The following is a 21972-nucleotide window of genomic DNA, read 5'->3' on the forward strand; positions in this document are numbered from 1 at the left end:
TGTGGCCACCAGGTGCTCGCCGAGATGCGCGGGGCGGGCGAAGACGATGTCCGCGCCGGCCGCGACGGCCAGCGGACCGTGAGAGTTGCAGGCCACGCCGAGCGCGGTGTCGGCGAGCAGGAACAGTATCCCGCCGTGGCAGTTGCCATGCCCGTTGAGGTGATGTTCGGCCAGGGTCAGGTGGACGCTGACCTCCCCGGGCCGCACCGACAACACGGTGACCCCGTTGTGCGCGGCGGCCCGGTCGCTGCGCATCATCGCGGCGGCGACGGCTTCGGCCACCTTCTCCGGATCGGTCACGGGCGTTCCTTCCTCAGTGCTCATGGCGTTTCAGCGGTCGAAGTCGACGCACACGGACCCGGTGTTCGGCCGGCCCTGACAGGTGAGCACGAAGCCGCGCTCGAGTTCATCGCCCTCCAGGGCGAAATTGGCGTCCATGTCGACCTTGCCGTCCAGCACGGTCGCCCGGCAGGTGCCGCACACACCGCCGCGGCAGGCGAACGGGGCGTCCGGGCGCACCCGCAGTACCGCGTCCAGCAGGGTGTCCGCGGGGCCGAGGTCGACTTCGCTGGTGCGCCCGTCGAGGGTGAAGGTGAGCCTGCCCGCACCGGACGGCGCGTCCACCCGCGGCGCGGGCAGCGCCGGGCCGGCGTGAAACAACTCGCGGTGGATGCGCTTTGCGGGCACACCGCCCGCGAGCAGCGCGTCCCGCCACTCCTCGACGGCGGTCTGCGGCCCGCACAGGTACCAGTCGTCGACCTCGGCGGACAGCACGGTCCCCCACAGCCGGTTGATCTTCCCCGCGTCCAGCCGGCCGGAGCGCAGCGGCGAGGTCTGCGGCTCCCGGGAGAGGAAGTGCAGCATGGCGAAGCGCTGCGGGTGAGCGTCCTTGAGGTCGGCCAGGTCCTCGCCGAACATGGTGTCCTCGGTGGTGCGGCTGCCGTAGAGCAACACCACCTCGGTGTCCGGTTCGGTGGCCAGCGCGGTGGACACCACGGAGAACACCGGGGTGATGCCGCTGCCCGCGGCCAACGCCACGATGCGCCGTCCGCCGGCGCGTCGCGCCACACCGAACTTCCCGTTCGGCGTCATCACCTCGAGGGTGTCGCCCGGCCGCAGGCTCTGCACCGCCCAGGTGGAGAACACCCCACCCGGCAGCTGCTTGATGCCGATGCGCAGCGGCCCGCCCACCGGCGAGGCGATCGAATAGCTGCGCCGCGAGCCCGGTCCGCCGTGGTCGGAGCGGATGGCCAAGTGTTGACCCGCGGTGAACGCGAACGCCTCGGCCAGGTCGGCGGGCACCTCGAAGGTGACCGCGACCGCGTCGTCGGTGAGCCGCTCGCAGTCGGTGACGGACAGCTGATGGAACATCAGATTGCCTTCATGTGCTCAAAGGGCTCGCGGCAGGTACGACAGCTCCACAGCGACTTGCAGCCGGTGCCGGAGAACCGGGACACCTCCCCGGTGTCCGGCGAGCCGCACTGCGGGCAACGCACGGACAGGGTGAGCGAGACAGTGCCGGTGGCCGGGCCGGGCGGGGCGATGCCGTGCGCGGCGAGCTTCCCCCGCGCGGCGTCGTCGATCCAGTCGGTGGTCCAGGCCGGGGACAGCACGGTGCGCACCTCGACATCGTCCGCGCCGACGGCAGCCGCGGCGGCCCGGATGTCCGAGCCGATGGCCTCCATGGCCGGGCAGCCGGAGTAGGTCGGGGTGATGGTGACCACCACATGCTCGCCCTCGGCGGCGACGTCGCGCAGGATGCCGAGTTCGGCGATGGTGAGCACCACCAGTTCGGGGTCCGGCACCTCGGCCACCGCAGACCGGACGGCCTCCAGGTTCACCATGACGCCCCGGGGTGGGCCAGGTGCAGCGAGGTCATCTCGGCGTGCATCGCGGCGAATTCCGGGGTCCGCACCCCGGTGCGCCCACCACCCGGTGCCGGAGTCACCACCGGCTCGGCGAGCCCTGCCTCAGCCAGCACCGCGCGCACGAACAGCGCCCACGGCTCGTACAACTCGGGTCGATCGGCGAACAGGTCGGGGATGTCCGGCCAGACCGTCTCCAGCCCGCCCTGCATACGGCGGTGCGATTCCTCGGTGCCGCCGCCCAGGCGCAGCGTCCATTGCACGGCGTGGTCGCGGTGGTAGGCGACCTCCTTGACCGCCTTGCCGGCCACGCCGGCCAGCAGTGTGTCGTCGGAGGCGGACAGTTGCGCATAGAGCTCGTACTGATACGCCGAGAACACCAATAACCTCGCGATGGTGACCGCGAAGTCTCCGATCTGACGCTCCACCAGATGCACGCAGCGGTAGTCTTCCGGCGCGCGCCGGTAGGCCAGCGCGTCCTCGTCGCGACCGTCCGGCGCCCCTGCGTAGCTGAGCAGCGCGCGCGCCTGGCCGAGCAGGTCCAGCGCAATGTTGGCCAGCGCGACCTCCTCCTCCAGACTGGGCGCCCGAGTGAGCCACTCGGACAGCCGCTGCGAGGCGATCAGCGCGTCGTCACCGAGCTTCAGAGCCTGCTGCCGACTCATAGGTGATCGACCTCAGCCGGCAATTGGTAGAACGTCGGGTGCCGATAGACCTTGTCCGCGGCCGGGTCGAAGAACGCGTCCTTCTCCTCCGGGCTGGACGCGGTGATCTCCGACGCGGGCACCACCCAGATCGACACGCCCTCCTGCCGACGGGTGAACAGATCCCGCGCGTTGCGCAGCGCCATCGCGGCGTCCGGCGCGTGCAGGCTGCCCACGTGGGTGTGGTTCAGCCCGCGCCGTGCCCGCACGAACACCTCCCACAACGGCTCGGCCACCGCGTTCACGACCCCACCACCCCCGCTGCGTCCGAAGAAGAGTGTCCGGGCACCCACGATCTTTCGGACGCTACGGAGTTTTTCGCCGCGTAGGCGGCGGCCGCCTCGCGCACCCAGGCGCCGTCGGAGTGCGCCCCGACCCGACGGGCGATGCGCTCGGCGTTCATTGGGCCCTGGCCCTTCACCACCCGGGTGAACTCGTCCCAGTCGATCTCCCCGAAGTCATACGAGCCGCGCTCGTCGTTCCACCGCAACTCCGGGTCGGGCAACGTCACGCCCAGCACACGGGCCTGAGGCACCGTCATGTCCACGAAGCGCTGGCGCAGTTCGTCGTTGGAGTGCCGCTTGATCCGCCAGGCCATGGACTGCGCGGTGTTCGCCGAGGCGGCGTCCGGCGGGCCGAACATCATCAGCGACGGCCACCACCAGCGATCGGTCGCCTCCTGCAGCATCTGCCGTTGCGCGTCGGTGCCGTCGCGCAGGGCGAGCAGCAACTCGAAGCCCTGCCGCTGGTGGAAGGACTCCTCCTTGCAGATGCGGATCATCGCCCGGGCGTACGGGCCGTAGGAGCAACGGCACAGCGGCACCTGATTGACGATCGCCGCGCCGTCCACCAACCAACCGACCACGCCGACGTCGGCCCAGGCCACGGTGGGGTAGTTGAAAATCGTCGAGTACTTCTGCTTACCGGTGTGCAGCCGGTCCAGCAGGTCGGCGCGGTCCACCCCGAGGGTCTCCGCGGCACCGTAGAGGTACATGCCGTGCCCGGCCTCGTCCTGCACCTTGGCCAGCAGGATCGCCTTGCGCCGCAGCGAGGGCGCCTTGGCGATCCAGTCCCCCTCCGGCTGCATGCCGATGATCTCGGAGTGCGCGTGTTGCGCGATCTGCCGGATCAGCGTCGCGCGGTAGGCCTCGGGCATCTCGTCCCGCGGCTCGATGCGTTCGTCGGCGGCCAGCAGGGCCTCGAACTGCGTAGGGGCATGCACAACCTCGGTTGTCATGCCTCTACGCTAGCCGACCGAACGTTCGGTTGGCTACCCTCCGAGCGCCTTGAGGGTCAAATCGAAGGTGGTCGGGTCCCAGGCCATGGCCACGTGGTCGGGATATGCGTTCGGGTTCACGTCCTGGATCAGGATGTTGTGCACGTGCGGGCCGTGCAGGTAGCTGGTCGTCGTCGGCGTGACGACGTAGTCATAGCGACTGGTCAGCACCGTGTATTCGACGTTGCCTACGGTGTCCCCACCCGCGTTGAGCCGCCGCAGGAACGCCGAGCCGGGCATGAACTCCGGGCAGGACCCGCAGTAGCCGGCCATCTGGTCGTCGAAGCCGGGCCAGAAGGCGCGCAGGTCGGTCAGCCCGGAGATGTTGGTCCCGTGGTTCGGCGGTGCCCAGGCCACGAAGTGCGCCACCTTCGCCGCGCCACCGAGGAACTTCAGGTAGTAGCGCGGCATGATGCCGCCCTCGGAATGCCCGACGATGTCGACCTTGGACGCCTTGCTGGTGGCCAGCACCTCGTCGACGAAGGTGGACAGCTGCTGTGCCGAGGTCTCCATCGGCGCCACACCCCCGCGCCCCGGCCACATCGGTTCCTGCCCGTAGGTGAACGCATAGACGCAGTAGCCCTGCCCGGCCAGGTACGGCGCGAAGAAGTGCCAGTTCTCCGAGGCGGTCGCGCCCAACCCGTGCACCAGCACCACCGGCCGCGGGTGCACCGCGGTGACGTGACAACCGGGGTCGTTGACGTTCGCCGCGGCGGGTTCGGGCAGGAAGCCGGCGATGGTGTCCCCCGGCGCCGTGACGTTCGAGCTCGAGGCGGCCGCGGCCGGACCGGCCAGCAGGCCCGCCATCAGCGTGGCGACGGCGGCGGGAACGGACAGCTTGCGGAGCAATGAGCGGCGCACGGAAGGCCCCTTTCCGGGTGCGTCTGCGATCAACTCTGATTCTCGTTCTGCCCCAACCGTGGCAGAACTCGGGACAAAAAGCTAGAAGAACTTCCAAGAAATCTGTGCCAGAATGTCGTCCAACATCTGATGCGTCCGGCCACCCCGCACCTATTGCCTCGGGTTGGCCGGACGCAACGAGCAGGAGGTGGCCATGCCGCGCTCGCTCGCCCGGGGCGTTAAGCCGCAGCCGCGGCGGGACGCCTTACTGGACGCCACCGTCGAGGTGGTCGGCACGCACGGCATGGCGGGCACCACACACCGCAGCGTCACAGCGGCCGCGGGCGTGCCGTTGGCCACCGCCAGCTACTACTTTTCCTCGATCGGCGAGTTGGTCGCCGAGGCGCTCACCCGCTTCGTGCACGCCCGCGCCGAGGAGATGGCCATCCCTGACCTGGGCCCGCTGGCCGAGTTCCTCACGCCGGCCGACATCGCCAACTCCTTCGCCGATCGGATCATGGATCTGCCCCGGGCCCGCCGGCTGGCCTTCTACGAGGTGCTGGTGAACGCCTCCCGCATGCCCGAACTTGCCGGGCCCGCCAAGCACGCGGTGGACACCTATCGGCAGGCCGCGCAGACCGGGCTGCGTGCGGTGGGCGGTCGGACCGACGACCGTTCCGCCCGGGCGTTCATCGCGCTCTCCCTGGGTCTGGGTCTGTTGCATCTGGTCGACCCAGAGGTCGACGACGACCGGCAGCTGTTCGAGGCGATCCGCGACCTCTTTCTGGGCCAGGAGATTTCCGCCGCCGATCCGGACGGGGTGGCCGCACGGCTGGCCCGTACCGCCGGGCAGCAGGCGGAGCACGCCGACGCCGGGCAAATGTAAAGCCGCCCCGGCTTCCCCTGCGACATCCACGCGCTCAGAGGGTCGCGTGAACCGCTGGACTGGGAAGGAGGCTCCGGGGCGGCGTGGCCTCAGATTCGGATCCGGACGCTGGAACGGGTCCGCTTCTGCGACTTGGACGATCATGGGGAGCAAGCTTGAGAACACACTGAACGAATCGCGGCGCCGCGGCTTTTCTTAGTCGGATATCAGGTACTCCGCCCGGTGTGATGCCGGTCGCATTTCCCGGCGATTCGCCACACGGGATTCGTGTCGCACCGAATCCCTGTCACATACTGCAGAGGCCCTCGTGCTGGGTGTGTGCCTCCCCAGCACGGGGCAAACCAATGTGCCGGCCGGCGCGCGGGATGATGGCCGCGTGCGCACCCGGACCCCGCTCCTGTTGAGTGCCCTGCTGGCCCTGGCCGCGGGATGCGGTGGCGGCAATTCCTCCGCCGTCAAGCCCGCCGACGCGCTGTTCGTCGCGACCCCGGTGGTGACCCCGGACCCGGGCGGCTCGTCGGCGACGCTGACCGTGAGCACCAAACTCAAAGTGGCCTGCCGGGTCTACTGGGGCACCACCGAGGCGGCCACCGACGGGTCGGCCACCGACCCCGACATGGCATCAACCGGTCCGCACACCACGCATCACGCGGTGATGACCGGGCTGAAGCCGGACACCACGTATTACTACCGGGTGGCCGGCGCCGACCCGTCCGGCCAGAAGTACGCGGCGGACCTGGGCACCTTCCACACCCTGTCCGCGAGCAGCCTGCCCGGCCCGAACATCGCGCCCAACGCCACGGTCGTCGGCGTCTCCTCGGAGTTCTCCGGCGCCTACAAGGCGGCCAATGCCATCGACGGCAACCCGGCCACCGAATGGTCAACGGCCGGGGACGGCGACAAGGCCTGGATCTCCCTCGACCTCGGCTCCGTCAGATCGCTGGCGGGGCTGGGTTTCCGCACCCGGTCGATGACCGACGGCACCGCGATCATCAAGTCGATCACCATCACCGGGGACGACGGCAAGGTGCTCGGACCGTTCCCGGTGGGGTCGGGCCTGACCGTGCTGCCGCTGGACCTGAAGACCCGCACGCTGAAGATCTCCGCGGCGAAGACCACCGGCGGTAACACCGGCGCGGTCGATATCGAGGTCTACGCCAAGCCCTGACCCCGTCCGCAAGAGGGTTGTGGCGTTTCAGGCGGTGCGGGCCGGGACAAGGGCGCGGCCGGCGTCGGTGATCTCGCGGTACTGCCCCGAGGTGCGCAGCAGCGGCGGGTCGGCCTTGAACAACGCGGCGACCTCGGCCCGCGGCAGGCCGACCTCGCGGGCGGCCTGGTGCGCTTCGAGCTTGTGCAGTCGCCCGTCCGGCGCGGCAACATACCGACGCAGCAGGTCCTGCGTGGCGCGTTCCGGATCGACCGGGAACGCCTCCCCCGGGGCGCCCTCGGCGCCACCGGAGCCCTGCCAGGTGCGCTTGGGGTGGCGACGCAGGTACTCCTGCTCGAGTTCGAGCATCCGCTCGGTGTGCCGACGGAACTGCTGCGCGGTGCCGTGCAGGAACACCCAGTTGCGGGTCGCGTGGGCCTGCGTGCCCTGGTGGGCCAGCTCGGAGTCGGAGAGCTCGGAGGCCGGGACGCCGTGGTCGGTCATCGGAATCCTTCGGGGTTGCGCCTAGTCAAGGCGGCGGAGTTCTTTCGCGAACCGGGCGGCGTTGGCGCAGTACCAGTCGACGCCGTAGGTCATCCACTCGGCGATCTGCTCGGGGTGCGCCATCTGGCGAACCTTGGCCGGCACCCCCAGGGCCATGTGGCCGGTGGGCACCTGCATGTCCTCGGCCACCACCGCACCGGCTCCGATCACCGAGCCGGATTCCGCCCCCGATCGGTTCATCATGATGCTGCCGGACCCGACCAACACCCGGTTGGCCACCGTGCAACCCTCCAGGTGCACCAGGTGCCCGACGATGCACTCCTCGCCGACGACGGTCGGCCATTGCTCGGTGGTGTGCAGCACCGAACCGTCCTGGATCGAGGTGCGCGCACCGACCGAGATGAAGTTGTGGTCCGCGCGCAGCACGGCGCCGGGCCAGATCGAGCTTTCCGGACCCAGCCGCACGTCACCGATCACCGAGGCGTCGGGATGCACGTAGGCGGTCGGATCGATGGTGGGCACCAGATCGCCCAGGGCGTAGATGGCCATTCAGTTCCCTTCCGGGCCAAACTCGTTCAGCACTGCCAGATCGTGCAGGCCGCGGTAGACGCGCATCGCGTTGCCGGCCCATACATCGCACAGCGTGCCCTCGTCCCAGCCCAGTGCTGCCACCGCCCGGGCGTTGCGGGCGACGCCGGGCATGCCGGGCCAGTCGGTGCCGAAGATGAACTTCTTCGCCAGCCGCGCGAGGTCGTAGCGGGCGTAGTACTGCGCCAGCCGCGACGGCGGTAGCCCGGACAGTTCGATCCAGACGTTATCCCGCGACATCGCCAGAAACGCGGCCGCGTCGTACCACCAGCCACGTCCACCGTGCGCGAGCACGAACTGCACGTCGGGGAAATCGCGCAACACGTCGTCGAGCAGTATCGGGTCGGCGTACTTGTTCTGGCTGCCGGGGAACGAACTGGTGCCGCAGTGCAGCACGACCGGCAAACCGGCCTCCCGGCACACCTGATAGGCCGGGTAGAGCATTGGGTCGCACGGCGCGAAACCGCCGTGCACCGGGTGCAGTTTCAACCCGACCGCGCCCAGCTCGACCTGGCGAGCCACCTCGTCGCCGACCGGGTGGTGCAGGTGCGGGTTGACGTTGGCCATCAGCCGGAATCGGCGCGGGTTGTGCTTGACCAGCGGCAGGTAGTCCTCGATCGGCTGGATGCCGGTGGTCTTCGGGCTGTATTCGGCGAACAGCAGCACCGCGTCCGCGCCCTGCTCGGCGAAATGCTCGTCCATCCGTTCCGGTAGCGGGGCGCCGTCGGTATCGAACAGGTCCGGCCAGGGGTTGGCGGCGCCGAACTCCTCCGCCCAGGCCACCCAGGCCGGACGCAGCGTGCTCAGCTTCGGCGCATGCACATGCGCATCGACGAGCAGACGACCATCAAGCATTGGGTGCGTGCTCCGCCACCAACTCGGTGTCCACCCCGACCTTGCCGACGCTGTGCGCGCCGCCGGGATTGCCGATCGGTGCGTCCCGGCCGGGCAGTGTCTGCGCGAAGAACCGGGCATTGTCCTCGATGTACACCACGTGCTCGGGCCCGGTCGCCCGGTCCTGGGTGATCGCCTCCACCGGACACACCGGCTCGCAGGCCCCGCAGTCGATGCACTCTTTGGGGTTGATGTACAGCTTGCGGTCACCCTCATAGATGCAGTCGACCGGACACTCCTCGGTGCACGAGGTGTCCATCACATCGATGCAGGGATCAGCGATGACGTAGGGCATCATCAGTTCCTTCGGTCGAGGAGCTGCCGAGCGAGTTCGCGCACCTGGAAGCGGCGAATCTTGCCGGTCGCGGTCAGCGGCAGCTCATCCACGACGAGCACATGCCGGGGACGTTTGAACGAGGCGAGTGAGGCCCGGCAGGCCCCGATCAGCGCCTCGGGGTCGAGCACGGCGCCCTGAGCGGCGACCACGCAGGCCACCGGCTTGTCCAGGCCGTCGGCGTCCGGCACGGCGACCACGGCCGCTTGGGCGACGCCGGGCTGGGCGAGCAGACAGGCCTCCACCTCACCGGGGGACACCCAAATACCCCCGGCTTTGATCATGTCGTTGGACCGACCCAGGCAGGTGTAGAAGCCCTCATCGTCGATGACGTAGGTGTCACCGGTGCGCATCCACTCCCCCAGGAACGCTGCCCGGGTGGTCTGCGTGCGACACCAGTAACCGGTGGTCAGCGAGCCACCCCGCAACTGCAGGTTGCCCGGCGTGCCGACGGCGACGGGCTGGTCCTCGTCGTCGACGAGGCGTAGGTCGTAACCGGGCACCGGGCGTCCGGTGGTGCCCGCGCGCACCTGCCCCGGCGCGTTGGACAAGAAGATGTGCAGCGCTTCGGTGGAGCCGATGCCGTCGATGATGTCCACACCGAACTTCGAGGTGAACCGCTGGTACAACTCGGCGGGCAACGGTTCGCCGGCCGAGGCGCACAGCCGCACCGAGGCAAACGTTTCGGCGGGCAGATCGGCAGCGAGCAGCGCGGCGTAGAAGGTGGGCACGCCGAAGAACAAGGTGGGGCTGTGCTTACGCAACACGTCGGCCACCGAGTCGGGGGTGGGCCGGACCGGGTCGAGGATCGCGGTCGCGCCCACGGACAGCGGAAACAGCGCCGAATTGCCCAACCCGTAGGCGAAGAACAGCTTGGCGACGGAGAAGCAGCGGTCGTCCGGGCGGATGCCGAGCACCTGCGCGCCGTAGTGCTCGGCGACGTAGCGGATGCTCTCGTGCCGGTGCATGGCCGCCTTCGGCACCCCGGTGGTGCCCGAGGTGTACAACCAGAAACCGGGTGAGTCCGGCCAGGTGTCAAACACCGCGTCGGAACTGCCGACGCCGTCGGCGAGCAACTGCGACCAGGAGATCTCGGTGTCCGCCCCGACCGGGGTGTCGTCGGTGCGGATCAACGTCGCGACGCCCGCGCTCGCGCACGCCGCCCGCGCGGTGTCGGAGAACTCCGGTGAGGTGAACACGGCCCGCGCCCTGGCGTCATGCAGCAGTTCGGCGAGCTCGGTGTCCCGGTACATGGTGGACACCGGCACCGGCACCACCCCGATCCGCAGCGCGGCCAGGTAGATCGCCAACAACTCGCTGCGGTCGGCACAGAAGAGCACCACACGTTCCTCGGGCCGCAGCCCGAGTGCGCGCAACCCCGCCGCCGCGGCGTGCACCTCGGCAGCGAGCTGCGCATAGGTCCGCGTCCCGCTCGGACCTGTCACGGCGGGCCGATCCCCGTGGCCCGCCTCCACCTGACGATCGATCAGGTACCAGCTGGCATTGAACGTTTCCCGGCCAGTCATGGCGCACCTCTCACTAGGCCAGGTGGACGTATTCGTATTCGAAGGGCTGACCATTGATCCCGGTCTTCGGCGGCGCGACCCAGCTGGCGATCTTGCCGACCTCGTAGACCGGCTGCATCAGCGAGATCACGTGCTCCTTGTCATCGGCCGACGGCAGGTAGGAGTCCACGTTCGCGTCCCAGGTGGCCTGATCCACGATCTTCCCGTCCGGGGTGAAGCGGTGCCCGGAGAACGTACCTACCTGACGATTGAAGCCGACATGCGGCAGGCTCACCCGGGTCTCGATGCCGGCGTCCTCCAGGATGGTGTTCCACCGCTTGACGCCGTTCGCGCAGTCCTGCGCGTACTCGTTGCGCAGGTCCACGTTCAGTGCGGTCAGCGCAGCCACCTGACGGTCCACCACGGTGTCGCCGTCCATCAGCGGGATGGACACGAAGTCCTCGATGAGCTTGTGGTCGTCCTTGCGACGGTCCTCCTGCCAACGGCCCTTGAGCCCGGCGGTGTAGTAGTTCGCCACGTTGGTGGAGGTGTCGCCGCCGAACAGATCCAGCGACACCGAGTAGTGGAAGTTGATGTATTTCTGGATCATGTCCAGTGGCACCCCGCCGAACTTGGCGATGTCGGTGGTGTCGTGCTCCTTCATCAGCTCCGCGGTGCGCATGACCACGCGGTCCACGCCGGTGGTGCCCACCATCATGTGGTGCGCCTCCTCCTTGAGCATGAACTCGCACGTCCGCGACAGCGGGTCGAAGGCGCTCTCCTTCAACGTGCCGAGCTGGTATTTGCCGTCCCGGTCGGTGAAGTAGGTGAACATGAAGAAGCTCAGCCAGTCCGGGGTCTCCTCGTTGAAAGCACCCAGGATGCGCGGGGACTCCTCCGACCCGGAGTTGCGCAGCAGCAGCGTCTCGGCCTCCTCGCGGCCCTCCCGGCCGAAGTAGGCGTGCAGCAGGTAAACCATGGCCCACAGGTGGCGGCCCTCTTCGACGTTGACCTGGAAGAGGTTGCGCAGGTCATACAGGCTCGGTGCGGTCATGCCCAGCCGGCGCTGCTGCTCCACCGAGGCGGGCTCGGTGTCGCCCTGAACCACGATGAGGCGCTGCAGTTCCGAGCGGTACTCACCGGGCACCTGCTGCCACACCGGCTTGCCCTTGTGCTCGCCGAAGCCGATCGCGCGGTCATTGTCCCGCTCGGCGAGGAAGATGCCCCAGCGGTAATCGGGCAACGCGATGTGGCCGAAGTGCGCCCAACCCTCGCGACCGACGTCGACCGCGGTGCGCAGATAGACATCCCGGGTCGGCAGCGCCGGGCCCATTTCCTTCCACCAGTCGAGGAACTTGGGCTGCCAAGATTCCAGCGCGCGCTGCAGCTTGCGGTCGGAGGCCAGGTCGACGTTGTTCGGGATGCGCTCGGTGTAGTCAATCGTCGTCATGATGTTCCCTCAGACTCGCTTCCGGTCGAAGACAGCTTTCTGGCCGGTGCCGAATCGGCGCAGGGCGCCGTCGGGACCGACCGCGTTCGGTCGGTTGAAGATCCAGTTCTGCCAGGCGGTGAGCCGGCCGAAGATCTTGGTCTCCAGCGTCTCCGGACCGACGAAGCGGTGGTTGGCCTCCATGCCGGTCAACGCGTCCGGGCTCATTGCCGCGCGCTCCTCGAGCATGATGCGCACGTCGTCCTCCCAGTCGATGTCGTCCAGCGCGTAGGTGATCAGGCCCAGATCCTGCGCCGCGGCGGCATCGAGTTCCTTGCCGAGCACGTTGCGCACGGCCTCCAGGCTCTCGTCGTCGCCGTAGAAGCGGGACTGCAGCCGGGTCAGGCCGTTTCCCATCGGTAGCGGGCCGAGGTTGATCTCGGTGACAATCAACGTAGCCGGTTCCTGACCCTCGGGCCCGTCCTCGAAGATGCCCTCGAGCATGTACTGCCGGTCAGAGGCCAGTAACAGCTCCAGGAACGGGCCGGCGAAGCAGGAACCCGGCTCGACCAACGTGATCAGCGAGCGACTGGTGACGTCCAGCCGCTTCAGCGTGCGCTTGTAGAAGTGCCGGACCTCGTTGACGAACCAGTCGTCAACGTTGTCGCTGACCACCGTCGAGTACGCGAGCAGCTTCTGCGCGTCGCCGGTGGTGCGGATGACCCAGGTGCCGGCCGTCAGTTCGTTGGTGCGCAGCCGCAGGATCGCATCGTCCAGCTCGCGGGTCAGCGCCAGCGGGTAGAACTCCGCGCCCTGCGCGTGGATCTCCTCGAGGGTGCTCGGCGGCGCGGTCTGCGGCGCACGAACCGTCAGGTTCACCTGGCTGCCCTCGCGGTCGATGGCGACGTCCACGTACTTGTAGTGCAGCCCGTCATCGGTGATCTCGCGCTGCAGCGGGGTGAGCGAGACGCCGGTGCCCTCGGCCGGACGGTGCGACTGCACAGCGGCGGTCAGCGCCCGCTCCCGCACGGTGTCGTAGAACTTGCTGCGCGGCACCGACGCGTCGACCAGCTTCCACTCCACCGCGGTCTTGCCGCGGATGCCCTCGGTCTTGGTGGCGAACAGGTCGGCGCGGTCCTTGCGCACGTGGCGCTTGTCCACCACGCGGGTCAGGCCGCCGGTGCCGGGCAGCACCGCGAGCAGCGGCACCTCGGGCAGCGACACGGCGGAGGACCCGTCGTCGATGAGCAGGATTTGGTCGCAGGCCAGCGCGAGCTCGTAGCCGCCGCCGGCCGCGGTGCCGTTCACCGCCGCGATGTAGGTCTGCCCGGAGTGCTCGGTCGCGTCCTCGATGCCGTTGCGGGTCTCGTTGGTGAACTTGCAGAAGTTCACCTTCCACGGGTGCGGCGAGCCGGCCAACATGCGGATGTTCGCGCCCGCGCAGAACACCTTCTCCAGGCCGCCGGTGACAACCACCGCGTGCACCTCGGGGTGCTCGAAGCGCAACCGTTGGATGGCGTCGTGCAGTTCGATGTCCACGCCCAGGTCGTAAGAGTTCAGCTTCAGGTCATAGCCGGGGACCAGGCCACCGTCCTCGGCGACGCGCAGCTCGATGGTGGCCACCGGGCCGTCGAACTTCAGGGCGAGGTGGCGGTAGGAGTCCGGAGAGGCGTCGAAGGACACGACCGGGGTGGGTGTGCTGTCGTCTGCCACGGGAATCTCACCTCAGAAAGGGAACGGCGTTGGGTCTATTGTTGACATGAATCTGGTGTTACGTCAAGAACTTGTAGCACTTTCCTGCGTGACAAACTCCATCTCATAACGTGTTACCCCCCGGGAGCGAGCATGCGCGAGTACTCCGAGTTGTACATCGACGGTCAGTGGCGGGTTCCGGCGGTCGCCGCCCCGCTCACCGAGGTGTACGGGGCTGCGGACGGCACCGTGGTCACCCGGGTCGCGGCCGGCTCTCCCGCAGACGTGGACCGGGCGGTGGACGCCGCCCGAAAGGCCTTCCAGACCTGGTCGCAGACTGCCCCGGCAGAGCGCGGCGCGGCGCTGAGCCGGCTCGCCGACGCGCTGGAGGCGCGCGCGGACGAACTCGCCGAACTGCTGGCCGAAGAGGTCGGCATGCCGCGCAGGATGGCGCGCAAGGTGCAGGTCGCAGGCCCGCTGATGATCCTGAAGTCCTACGCGAAGCTGGCCGCGGAGTACGAGTTCACCTCCGAGGTCGGTAACTCGCTGGTGGTGCGCGAACCCGCTGGGGTCATCGGCGCGATCCTGCCGTGGAACTACCCGCTGTACCTGCTCATCGGCAAGGTGGCGCCGGCGCTGGCCGCGGGTTGCACGGTGGTGCTCAAGCCGGCGGACGTCGCCCCGGGTGCTTCCTTCGTGTTCGCTGAGGCCTGCGCCCAGACCGGGCTGCCTGCGGGCGTGTTCAACCTGGTGTCCGGGGGCGACGAGGCGGGCGCGGCGGTGTCCGGCCACCCGGGCATTGACGTCGTGTCGTTCACCGGGTCCACCGCGGTCGGCGCGCTGGTGGCCGCGGCCGCGTCGGCGAACATCGCGCGGGTGGCACTGGAGTTGGGCGGCAAGAGCGCGAACATCATTCTCGACGACGCCGACCTGGAGAAGGCGGTCACCGCCGGGGTGAACAACGCGTTCCTGAACTCCGGGCAGACCTGCTCGGCGTGGACCCGGATGCTGGTGCCCGTCGCGCTGCAGGACGAGGCCTGCGCATTGGCGGAGAAGGCGGTGGCGCGTCTGACGGTGGGTCACCCCAAGGACGACGCGAGCCGGCTGGGCCCACTGGCCTCCGCCGAGCAGCGCGACCGAGTGGCCTCCTACATCGCGCTCGGCATCGACGAGGGCGCGCGGCTGGTCACCGGCGGGCCGGGTCTACCGGACGGCGCTGACCCCAACGGCTACTACGTGAAGCCCACCGTGTTCGCCGATGTGACACCGGACATGCGCATCGCGCGCGAGGAAATCTTCGGCCCGGTGCTGTCGATCATGCCGTATTCCGACGAGGACGATGCGGTGCGCATTGCCAATGGGACCGACTACGGCCTACACGGTGGAGTGTTCTCCGCTGACCCGGACCGCGCACTGCGGGTGGCCCGTCGGCTGCGCACCGGTCAGGTGGACGTGAACGGCGGCGCGTGGAACCCGTTGGCGCCGTTCGGCGGCTACAAGAAGTCCGGGCTGGGTCGCGAGCTCGGTGAGTTCGGCCTCGAGGAATTCCTGGAAGTCAAGTCGATCCAGCGCTGAACACCGGCCCGCAGACGGCGGATCTCTCCGGTCGGTGCGGTATTTTGCCGAGGTGCCCGCCGCACCCGTGATGTCCCGTCGGCACAGTGTGAGCCCGCCGAGCGCTCGTTCGCTGCTGCTCACCGTGCTCGGCGAGTTGGTGCTGCCCAATCCCGACCCGGTGTGGACCTCGGCGCTGCTGGACGTGCTCGCGGGCTTGGACGTGGAGGAGAAATCCGCCCGGCAGGCGATCGCGCGCACCGCGGCAGACGGCTGGATCGTGTCCACCCGGGACGGCCGCCGGGTGCGCTGGGAATTAGCCCCGCCCGGCCGCGTCCTGCTCACCGAGGGCACCGCGCGCATCTACGCCGCGAACGACCGGCAGCCGGACTGGGACGGCCGCTGGCTGGTGGTGTTGGCCTCGGTGCCGGAGACCCAGCGCAAGCTGCGCCATCGCCTGCAGACGCGCCTGGCCTGGGCCGGGCTGGGCAACCCCGCACCGGGTCTGTGGGTCAGCCCGCACCCCGAACGAGCGAACGAGGTGGGCCGGATCATCGCGGAGCTGGGGTTGGACAGCACCGCGTTGTCGTTCATCGGTCCGTTCGCGGGCATCGGGTCCGAGCACGCCCTGGTGCAGCGCGCCTGGGATCTCGACGAGGTCGGCGCGCACTACACGGAGTTCCTCGACGCTTTCGTCGACGTGAAGCCCGGGCCGGGTATCGCCACGCTGCTGGCCCAGGTGCAGTTGGTGCACGCCTGGCGCCGTTTCCCGTTCCTGGACCCGGCATTGCCTGACTCGCTGCTGCCGGACAAGTGGATTGGGCACCGGGCGCGCGAACTCTTCTACGCCAAGCACGACGTGTGGGCACAGGAGACGCGCCGCCAGTGGTCGCGGCTCACCGCGAACTGACCACCCCGTCCACGAATTCGCCGATCAGCGCGGCAAATTCGTCCGGTCGCTCGATGTGCGGCATGTGCCCGGTGTTCGCGAACAGGTACGTGCGCGCGTCGGGGAAGGCCCGCTTGGCCGCGTCGAACTGACTGGGCGGCAGGATGCGGTCGCGGTCACCCCACACGATCAGCATCGGACGCGGGTGCGCAGCGGCGGCGGCCAGCAACTCGGCACGCCACTGCGGCAGCACGCCGCGGAACGTACCGAGGTGGTGCATGATCTCCGCCATGAAAGCCGCGGCACCGGGTCGGCGGCCGAGGCGCAGCGAGTGCACGATCCGCTCTTTGTCAGCAAGTTTGCGATCGGCGTAGAGGGCCCGTTCGGCGTGCCCGAGCCCGGCTTTGGTGGGTCGGTTCAGCATCACCCTGCCGAGGAACGGGATCGCCAGCATGCGCAGGATGTAGGAGACCTCGGCGCCGAAGCCGGCGCTGTTCACCAGCACCAGGCTCGCCACCCGGTCCGGCGCCAGCGCGACGCTCTGCAGGCTGACCGCGCCGCCCAAGGAGTTGCCGATCAGGTGCACCGGGCGGGTCTCCCCCAGCGCGTCCAGCGCGCTGAGCACGCCGCGGGCCAGCGCCGCGAGCGTGGCCGGTTCCGCACGGCGGGTGGAGAAACCGAAGCCGGGCATATCCAGCGCGATCACCCGGTGGGTCGCGGACAACCGGGGAACCTGCAGGTTCCAGTCCTCCAGGGACCGCGCGATGCCGTGAATCAGCACCAACGGCGGCCCGTCGACCGGGCCCGCGAGTTGGACCCGGACTCCACGACCCTCGACGGTCAGCGTCTCGGTGCTCACCAGTTGTAGAAGCCCTTGCCGGACTTCTTGCCCAGTTCGCCGTTGGCCACCTTGTCGATGAGCACCTGCGGCGGGGCGAACCGCGGGCCCAGCGTCTTCTCCAGATGCCGGGCGATATCCAGCCGCACGTCCAGCCCGACCAGGTCGGTGAGCCGCAGTGGGCCCATCGGGTGGCGGTAACCCAGCTCCATGGCCTTGTCGATGTCCGCGGCGGAGGCGACGCCGTCGGCGAACATGCGCATGGCCTCCAGGCCAATGGCCACACCGAGCCGGCTGGTGGCGAAGCCGGGCGCGTCGTTGACCACGATCGGCTCCTTGCCGATGCGGACGACGAGTTCGCGGGCGGCGTCGAGCACTTTGGGTTCGGTGCGCGGGCCGCGCACGATCTCCACCAGCGACATCACCCAGACCGGGTTGAAGAAGTGCAGACCGAGGAACTGGCCGGGGTTGGCCAGGCAGTCGGCGAGGCCGTCGATGGACAGGCCCGAGGTATTGGAAGCCAGGATCGTCGGCGCACAGTGATCCTCAATCTGACGCAGGATCAGATGCTTGAGGTCGATGCGCTCCGGCACTGCCTCAACCACCAGGTCGGCACCCTCGGTGGGCAGGTCACTGATCGAGGCGACGGTGGACAGCCGCTCCAGGATGGCCTCGGCATCGGCCCGCTCCAGCTTGCCCCGGGACACCGCGCCCTCGGCCACCGCGCGTAGCGAGTCCAGGGCCCCGTCCCGGCGCCCGGCTTCCGCCTCGACCAGCACCGCGGTGTCGCCGGCCGCTGCCAACACGTAGGCGATGCCCAGCCCCATGGTGCCCGCGCCGATAACCGCGGAGTACGAACTCATCAATCAGAACCTTTCCCATGGACTGGCGACGGTCGCCCCGGCCTGCGCACCCACAGAGTCTCCGGGCCGCGGAACGAGATATTGGGCGAGTACTGCGGTTCCCGATCCTCGACGAGGACGACGTCGGGCATTCGCTCGGCCAACATGTTGATCACGATCCGAGCCTCCAATCGTGCCAGCGGGGCGCCGAGACAGAAATGGATGCCCTTGCCGAAGGAGAGTTGGCGTCGAGCGTTGGCTCGGCGGATGTCGAAGTCGTCGGGCTGCGGGAAGTGCTCCGGTTCCCGGCTCGCCGCACCGAACGCGAGCACCAGCCGAGCGCCGGCGGGGAGGGTCACTCCGGCGAGTTCGGTCTGCCTGGTGGTGACCCGCCGCCACATCGGAACCGAGGTGTCGAAGCGCAGAGTCTCCTCGGTGGCGCCGGCGATCAGCGATCGGTCCGCGACGACCTCCTCCCAGACCTCGGGACGGATGAGCAACTGCCGGGTCATGTTGCCGAGCAGGTTGGTGGTGGTCTCGTGACCGGCGAAGCTGAGCGCGAAGATCAGGCTGGTGATCTCATCGTCGGTCAGCGCCCGTTCGTCCGCGATGAGATCGCTGACCAGGTCGTCGGCAGATTCGGTGCGACGGCAACGGACGAAGTCGGAGCAGTAACGGCGGAACTTCACCATGCTGTGCGCGGAACCGAGCTGTTGCTCGGCCGATGGTCTGCCCCAGTTCACCTCGATCTTGTCCGCACACCACTGCTTGATCAGGTCCGCATCGTGCAGCGGGAACCCGATCAGGGTGAACACGGTGAGCGCCGGGAGGGGGTAGAAGACGGTGGCCATGACATCGAACTGGGGCTCGTTGGCGATGACGTCGAACAACTCCGCTGATCGGGCCTGGATCGCGTCCTCGAGCTTGGCCATCCGTCGTGGCGAGAGGGCCCGGGCCATGACCGCCCGGTAGCGCGAGTGCTCGGGTGGATCGCAGTTCGACAGCGTGGGCAGCAGATGCAGATCGGCGAGGACCGCGGCAGCGTCCTCGTTCACCGGATAGAGAGTGCGCTGGGCCTCCACTGCCGAGTAGGTAGCGGGATCGGCGAGGACTTCCTCGATCTCGGCGTAACGGGTGATGACCCATCGATCCAGGACCGGTGCATACCAGATGGGTGCATCACGGTTCAGCCGCGCGAGCGTCGGATAGGGGTTGCGTAGGTAGCCCGGGCTGAGTGGATCGAAGTCGTGGGCGATCGGGCAGCCGGTCACCATCGTTTCGCGGCCGATCGTCACCGTTGTCTCCTCAGCCCGAGGTGTCCAGCAGCGTGCGCGCCACCCAGGCATTGGTCCAGGTCGCCATGGACAACGTAACCGTGTCCGCGCGCAGCCCCCGGCGCAGCGTCTCCACGCCGATCAGGTCATCCGGCGCGATATTGCCCAGGTTCGCCCCGGCGCCCAACCGTTCCACGAACCACGCCTGCTGGGCCTTGGTCGGGGCCTCGAAGATGATTCGGTCCGCGGGTACCGCCGCGAGTAGCGCCTCAATCAGCTCCTGGCGCGGCTCGCCCGCGGAGTCGTACACACCGACCGTGCCGGATTCGCGGCCCTCGGCGATCACGTACGCGGCACCCGCGTCCAGGTCGGCCTGCATGTCCTCGACCCAGATCTTCGGTTCGACAATGGCCGCACTGTCCTTGCAGCCCACCTCGGCCACCACCCGGAAGTCCGCGGACAGTTCCCGGATCAGCTTGCGCCGGCGACCGGCGCCGAGTTCCACGGTGCCGTCGGAGATCTCCACGGTGTCGAATCCGACCTTGCTGCACCAGGCCGCGAACTCGGGCACGCGGCCCTGACTGACCGCGAGTTCGAACAGCGTGCCGCCGGGCGAGACGTGCACCCCGAGCTCCCGGCAGCGGGCCGCCTTGGCCGCGGCCACCTTCTGCGGGGTGACGTAGGCGGTCCCCCAGCCCAGCTTGACGAAGTCGAGGTAGCCGCCGGCGATCTCCAACACCGAGGCCAACATCGCCTCGGGCAGCCCCTTGTCCAGCATGTGCGTGAGGCCGCTGCTGCGCGGCTTGCCGGACCGGATCGGCAGATCCAGGAAGTCGGGCACGTCGGTCACGTGGCGCTCCTGCTCATGCCGCACTGTCCTTGATCTCGGCGCGCACCAATGCAGCACCGGCCACCAACGCGGCCAATTTTGCTCGCGCGACGTCCCGATTCAACTTCACCAGGCCACAGCTGGTGGTCAACCCGAGGCGGGTGGCGGGCACCGCCTCGAGTACCGCGCGGATGCGCGCGGCCACCTCGGATGCGGTTTCCACCTGCTCGGTGCGCACGTCGATCACCCCGGCCACCACCTCACCCGGCCACGGCGATTCCCGCAACGCGGCCAGGTCCGCATCATCCAGCGCCTCGGTGTTGAGCACCTGCACGTCGGCGTCCAGCACCGTCGGCCACAGCGCGGCCAACGTCTTGGGTTCGTCCTCGGTGGCCGACGGGTCGTCACCGAGCACGTAGCGCTTGAATCCGTGCCGTCCGCCGGACACCAGCAGCGGCCGCGGTCGGGCGCTCGCCGAGCGGCAGACGTGCACCCAGAACTGCACGTTGACCCCGGCCACCGCGCGGTTGAGCAGTTCGATCTCCCAACCGCTGACCCCATGCGACCACAGGAATTCGTCGATCTGGATGACGTCCACGCCGGCATCGGCCAGTCGACGGAAGTCCTCGTTCAGCGCGTCGGCCAGCGCCGCGCCGAGCTCGCGCTGTGCCCCGTAGTGCTCGTCCTTGGCGAACAGGGTGAGCACCTGCAGCCCGGTGTAGGACACCTTCACCGGCCGGTCGGTGGCCCGGCGCACCGCGGACAGCGTCTCGGTGTGCAACGGCACCCGCAGCGACACCGGGCCGGTACAGCGCGGGGAGACGAAGTCGGTGCCCGCGGGGAGCTCGAAGCCGCTCAGCCGCTCGTAGTAGTGGTAGAGGATCTGCCCATACGCGCTGGACCCGCCGTAGACGCGGCCGTCCGCGATGACGTCCAGCCCGGCCTCCTCCTGGTCGTGCACGATCGCGGCGACCGCGTCGTAAAAGGCCTCGCGGGACGGCGAATCGAACTCCGGGGCGGCCGGCAGCCCGGGCCGGGCGCGCAGGGGCAACGCACCCGCGGCATCGGGGAACACCGCCCAGGGCTGGTCGGCGTACCAGGTGGGGTTCGGATAGTTGCCGACCATCGTGGTCGGCAACAACCGGTCACGGCCCGCGATCTTCACAGCGTGGTGCTCATCGCGCCGTCGGCCAGCAGCAGCGCCCCGTTCAGGTAGGCGGCGCCGGGCGAGGCCAGGAAGACCACCATCTCGGCGATCTCCTCGGGGCTGCACACCCGTCCGGCGGGGATCTTGGCCAGCAGTTGCGGGCCCAGTTCGGGGTCCTCCAGCCGCCAGCGGATAAACGGGGTGTCCATCCAGCCCGGGCCGAGCGCGGTCACCCGCAGACCCCTGCCCGCGTATTCCGCGGCCAACGCCTTGGTGAAGTGAGCCAGCGCCGCCTTGCTCACGCAGTACGGGCCGCGCCCGCGCAGGATCATCGTGGAGGCCACCGAGGCGATGTTCACGATTACCCCGTCGCCGCGTTCGAGCATGCCGGGCGCACACGCCCGGCTCATCAGATACGGACCCTGCAGGTTCACCCCGAGGACGGCGTTCCACTCCTCCAGTGGGGTCTCCAACAGCGGTTTGGGTTCGCCCAGCCCCGAGATTCCGGCGTTGTTGACCAGCACGTCGATCCGGCCCAACTGCTCGATCGCGGCGGCCACCCCGGCGTTGACCGAGTCCACGTCGGCGACGTCGATGTCCACGCCGATCGCGCCGATCTCCTTGGCCGCGATCGCGGTGTCCGCGAGGTCGGCGATGCACACCCGGGCGCCGGCCGTCAGCGCTGCTTCGGCGACCGCGCGGCCCAGGCCGCGGGCGCCACCGGTCACCAGCACGGTGCGATCGGAGAGGTCATAGGTGTTGGGCACACGGACACGGTACGCACGGGGCCGCCGGGGGTCCTAGGGCCACTTAGGCTGCACGGCGTGGACGCCGCCGGGATCGTGCTCGCCGGAGGTCGCTCGTCGCGGATGGGCACCCCCAAGGCCGACCTGGAGTGGCACGGCTCCACGTTGCTGCACCGCACGGCCGCCCTG

Annotated in this window: 24 protein-coding genes; 4 read left to right on the forward strand and 20 right to left on the reverse strand. The window is 69.0% G+C overall.

Features of this window, described 5'->3' with window-relative positions:
- The 7 genes from VGJ14_19715 to VGJ14_19745 form a co-directional block, all read right to left on the reverse strand.
- Nucleotides 1-300, reverse strand: a 300-nt coding sequence (locus VGJ14_19715; protein ID HEY2834655.1) for a hotdog fold thioesterase, incomplete at its 3' end; no start/stop codon positions are given.
- Nucleotides 301-330: 30 nt separating this feature from the next.
- Nucleotides 331-1371, reverse strand: a complete 1041-nt coding sequence (locus tag VGJ14_19720) for a 2Fe-2S iron-sulfur cluster-binding protein (GenBank protein HEY2834656.1) — start codon at nucleotides 1369-1371, stop codon at nucleotides 331-333.
- Nucleotides 1371-1844, reverse strand: coding sequence for a 1,2-phenylacetyl-CoA epoxidase subunit PaaD (gene paaD / locus VGJ14_19725; GenBank protein ID HEY2834657.1), 474 nt, complete (start codon nucleotides 1842-1844; stop codon nucleotides 1371-1373). Before paaD ends, VGJ14_19720 begins: the two co-directional genes overlap by 1 nt.
- Complete coding sequence (gene paaC / locus VGJ14_19730; GenBank protein ID HEY2834658.1) at nucleotides 1838-2530, reverse strand: 1,2-phenylacetyl-CoA epoxidase subunit PaaC; 693 nt, start codon at nucleotides 2528-2530, stop codon at nucleotides 1838-1840. Before paaC ends, paaD begins: the two co-directional genes overlap by 7 nt.
- Nucleotides 2527-2814 (reverse strand): 1,2-phenylacetyl-CoA epoxidase subunit PaaB, encoded by a 288-nt coding sequence (gene paaB, locus VGJ14_19735; protein HEY2834659.1) that lies wholly within the window; start codon nucleotides 2812-2814, stop codon nucleotides 2527-2529. Before paaB ends, paaC begins: the two co-directional genes overlap by 4 nt.
- The gene (paaA, locus tag VGJ14_19740) at nucleotides 2811-3806 is read right to left on the reverse strand and encodes a 1,2-phenylacetyl-CoA epoxidase subunit PaaA (protein ID HEY2834660.1); all 996 of its coding nucleotides are present in this window, start codon (nucleotides 3804-3806) and stop codon (nucleotides 2811-2813) included. Before paaA ends, paaB begins: the two co-directional genes overlap by 4 nt.
- Before the next feature lie 33 nt (nucleotides 3807-3839).
- On the reverse strand, nucleotides 3840-4706 hold the full coding sequence (locus VGJ14_19745) for an alpha/beta fold hydrolase (GenBank protein ID HEY2834661.1): 867 nt from the start codon (nucleotides 4704-4706) through the stop codon (nucleotides 3840-3842).
- A gap of 163 nt (nucleotides 4707-4869) precedes the next feature.
- On the opposite strand from VGJ14_19745, the gene VGJ14_19750 reads away from it, so the two are divergent.
- Together VGJ14_19750 and VGJ14_19755 are read left to right on the forward strand one after the other, a co-directional pair.
- Entirely contained in the window at nucleotides 4870-5571 is a 702-nt protein-coding gene (locus VGJ14_19750) for a TetR family transcriptional regulator (protein ID HEY2834662.1), read from the forward strand.
- Between the two features lie 376 nt (nucleotides 5572-5947).
- Nucleotides 5948-6739: a discoidin domain-containing protein gene (locus tag VGJ14_19755; protein ID HEY2834663.1), complete on the forward strand. Its 792-nt coding sequence runs from the start codon at nucleotides 5948-5950 to the stop codon at nucleotides 6737-6739.
- Between the two features lie 27 nt (nucleotides 6740-6766).
- Here VGJ14_19755 and VGJ14_19760 read toward each other — a convergent pair whose 3' ends face one another.
- Genes VGJ14_19760 through boxC form a run of 7 tightly spaced genes read right to left on the reverse strand, consistent with a single transcriptional unit; the run spans nucleotide 6767 to nucleotide 13685 of the window.
- The gene (locus VGJ14_19760; GenBank protein ID HEY2834664.1) at nucleotides 6767-7222 is read right to left on the reverse strand and encodes a DUF6158 family protein; all 456 of its coding nucleotides are present in this window, start codon (nucleotides 7220-7222) and stop codon (nucleotides 6767-6769) included.
- Nucleotides 7223-7243: 21 nt separating this feature from the next.
- Nucleotides 7244-7771 carry a gamma carbonic anhydrase family protein gene (locus tag VGJ14_19765; protein HEY2834665.1) on the reverse strand — a complete coding sequence of 176 codons (528 nt, stop codon included), beginning with the start codon at nucleotides 7769-7771 and terminating at the stop codon, nucleotides 7244-7246.
- The gene (locus tag VGJ14_19770; GenBank protein HEY2834666.1) at nucleotides 7772-8665 is read right to left on the reverse strand and encodes an amidohydrolase family protein; all 894 of its coding nucleotides are present in this window, start codon (nucleotides 8663-8665) and stop codon (nucleotides 7772-7774) included.
- The gene (gene fdxA, locus VGJ14_19775) at nucleotides 8658-8999 is read right to left on the reverse strand and encodes a ferredoxin (GenBank protein HEY2834667.1); all 342 of its coding nucleotides are present in this window, start codon (nucleotides 8997-8999) and stop codon (nucleotides 8658-8660) included. The genes VGJ14_19770 and fdxA overlap by 8 nt, the downstream gene beginning before the upstream one ends.
- 2 nt (nucleotides 9000-9001) lie before the next feature.
- On the reverse strand, nucleotides 9002-10564 hold the full coding sequence (locus tag VGJ14_19780) for a benzoate-CoA ligase family protein (protein ID HEY2834668.1): 1563 nt from the start codon (nucleotides 10562-10564) through the stop codon (nucleotides 9002-9004).
- Between the two features lie 13 nt (nucleotides 10565-10577).
- Complete coding sequence (boxB, locus tag VGJ14_19785; GenBank protein ID HEY2834669.1) at nucleotides 10578-11993, reverse strand: benzoyl-CoA 2,3-epoxidase subunit BoxB; 1416 nt, start codon at nucleotides 11991-11993, stop codon at nucleotides 10578-10580.
- A 9-nt stretch (nucleotides 11994-12002) separates the two neighbouring features.
- The gene (gene boxC, locus VGJ14_19790) at nucleotides 12003-13685 is read right to left on the reverse strand and encodes a 2,3-epoxybenzoyl-CoA dihydrolase (GenBank protein ID HEY2834670.1); all 1683 of its coding nucleotides are present in this window, start codon (nucleotides 13683-13685) and stop codon (nucleotides 12003-12005) included.
- A 132-nt stretch (nucleotides 13686-13817) separates the two neighbouring features.
- Between boxC and VGJ14_19795 the strand changes: the two genes are divergently transcribed.
- Nucleotides 13818-15239: an aldehyde dehydrogenase family protein gene (locus VGJ14_19795; GenBank protein HEY2834671.1), complete on the forward strand. Its 1422-nt coding sequence runs from the start codon at nucleotides 13818-13820 to the stop codon at nucleotides 15237-15239.
- 52 nt (nucleotides 15240-15291) lie between these two features.
- Nucleotides 15292-16128, forward strand: a complete 837-nt coding sequence (locus VGJ14_19800; GenBank protein ID HEY2834672.1) for a PaaX family transcriptional regulator C-terminal domain-containing protein — start codon at nucleotides 15292-15294, stop codon at nucleotides 16126-16128.
- On the opposite strand, the gene VGJ14_19805 is transcribed toward VGJ14_19800, so the two are convergent.
- From VGJ14_19805 to VGJ14_19830, 6 genes are read right to left on the reverse strand one after another with little or no spacing between them, the layout of a single operon-like run.
- Complete coding sequence (locus VGJ14_19805) at nucleotides 16115-16966, reverse strand: alpha/beta fold hydrolase (GenBank protein HEY2834673.1); 852 nt, start codon at nucleotides 16964-16966, stop codon at nucleotides 16115-16117. The two genes, VGJ14_19800 and VGJ14_19805, sit on opposite strands and share 14 nt — an antisense overlap.
- Nucleotides 16963-17808, reverse strand: a complete 846-nt coding sequence (locus tag VGJ14_19810) for a 3-hydroxyacyl-CoA dehydrogenase family protein (protein HEY2834674.1) — start codon at nucleotides 17806-17808, stop codon at nucleotides 16963-16965. The genes VGJ14_19805 and VGJ14_19810 overlap by 4 nt, the downstream gene beginning before the upstream one ends.
- Entirely contained in the window at nucleotides 17808-19082 is a 1275-nt protein-coding gene (locus VGJ14_19815; GenBank protein HEY2834675.1) for a cytochrome P450, read from the reverse strand. The genes VGJ14_19810 and VGJ14_19815 overlap by 1 nt, the downstream gene beginning before the upstream one ends.
- A gap of 10 nt (nucleotides 19083-19092) precedes the next feature.
- Nucleotides 19093-19911, reverse strand: a complete 819-nt coding sequence (locus VGJ14_19820) for a phosphosulfolactate synthase (protein ID HEY2834676.1) — start codon at nucleotides 19909-19911, stop codon at nucleotides 19093-19095.
- A gap of 13 nt (nucleotides 19912-19924) precedes the next feature.
- Nucleotides 19925-21055, reverse strand: a complete 1131-nt coding sequence (locus VGJ14_19825) for a 2-hydroxypropyl-CoM lyase (protein HEY2834677.1) — start codon at nucleotides 21053-21055, stop codon at nucleotides 19925-19927.
- Nucleotides 21052-21804: an SDR family oxidoreductase gene (locus VGJ14_19830; GenBank protein HEY2834678.1), complete on the reverse strand. Its 753-nt coding sequence runs from the start codon at nucleotides 21802-21804 to the stop codon at nucleotides 21052-21054. The genes VGJ14_19825 and VGJ14_19830 overlap by 4 nt, the downstream gene beginning before the upstream one ends.
- Nucleotides 21805-21972 lie beyond the last annotated feature (168 nt).

This window comes from Sporichthyaceae bacterium (assembly GCA_036493475.1).
GTDB lineage: Bacteria > Actinomycetota > Actinomycetes > Sporichthyales > Sporichthyaceae > DASQPJ01.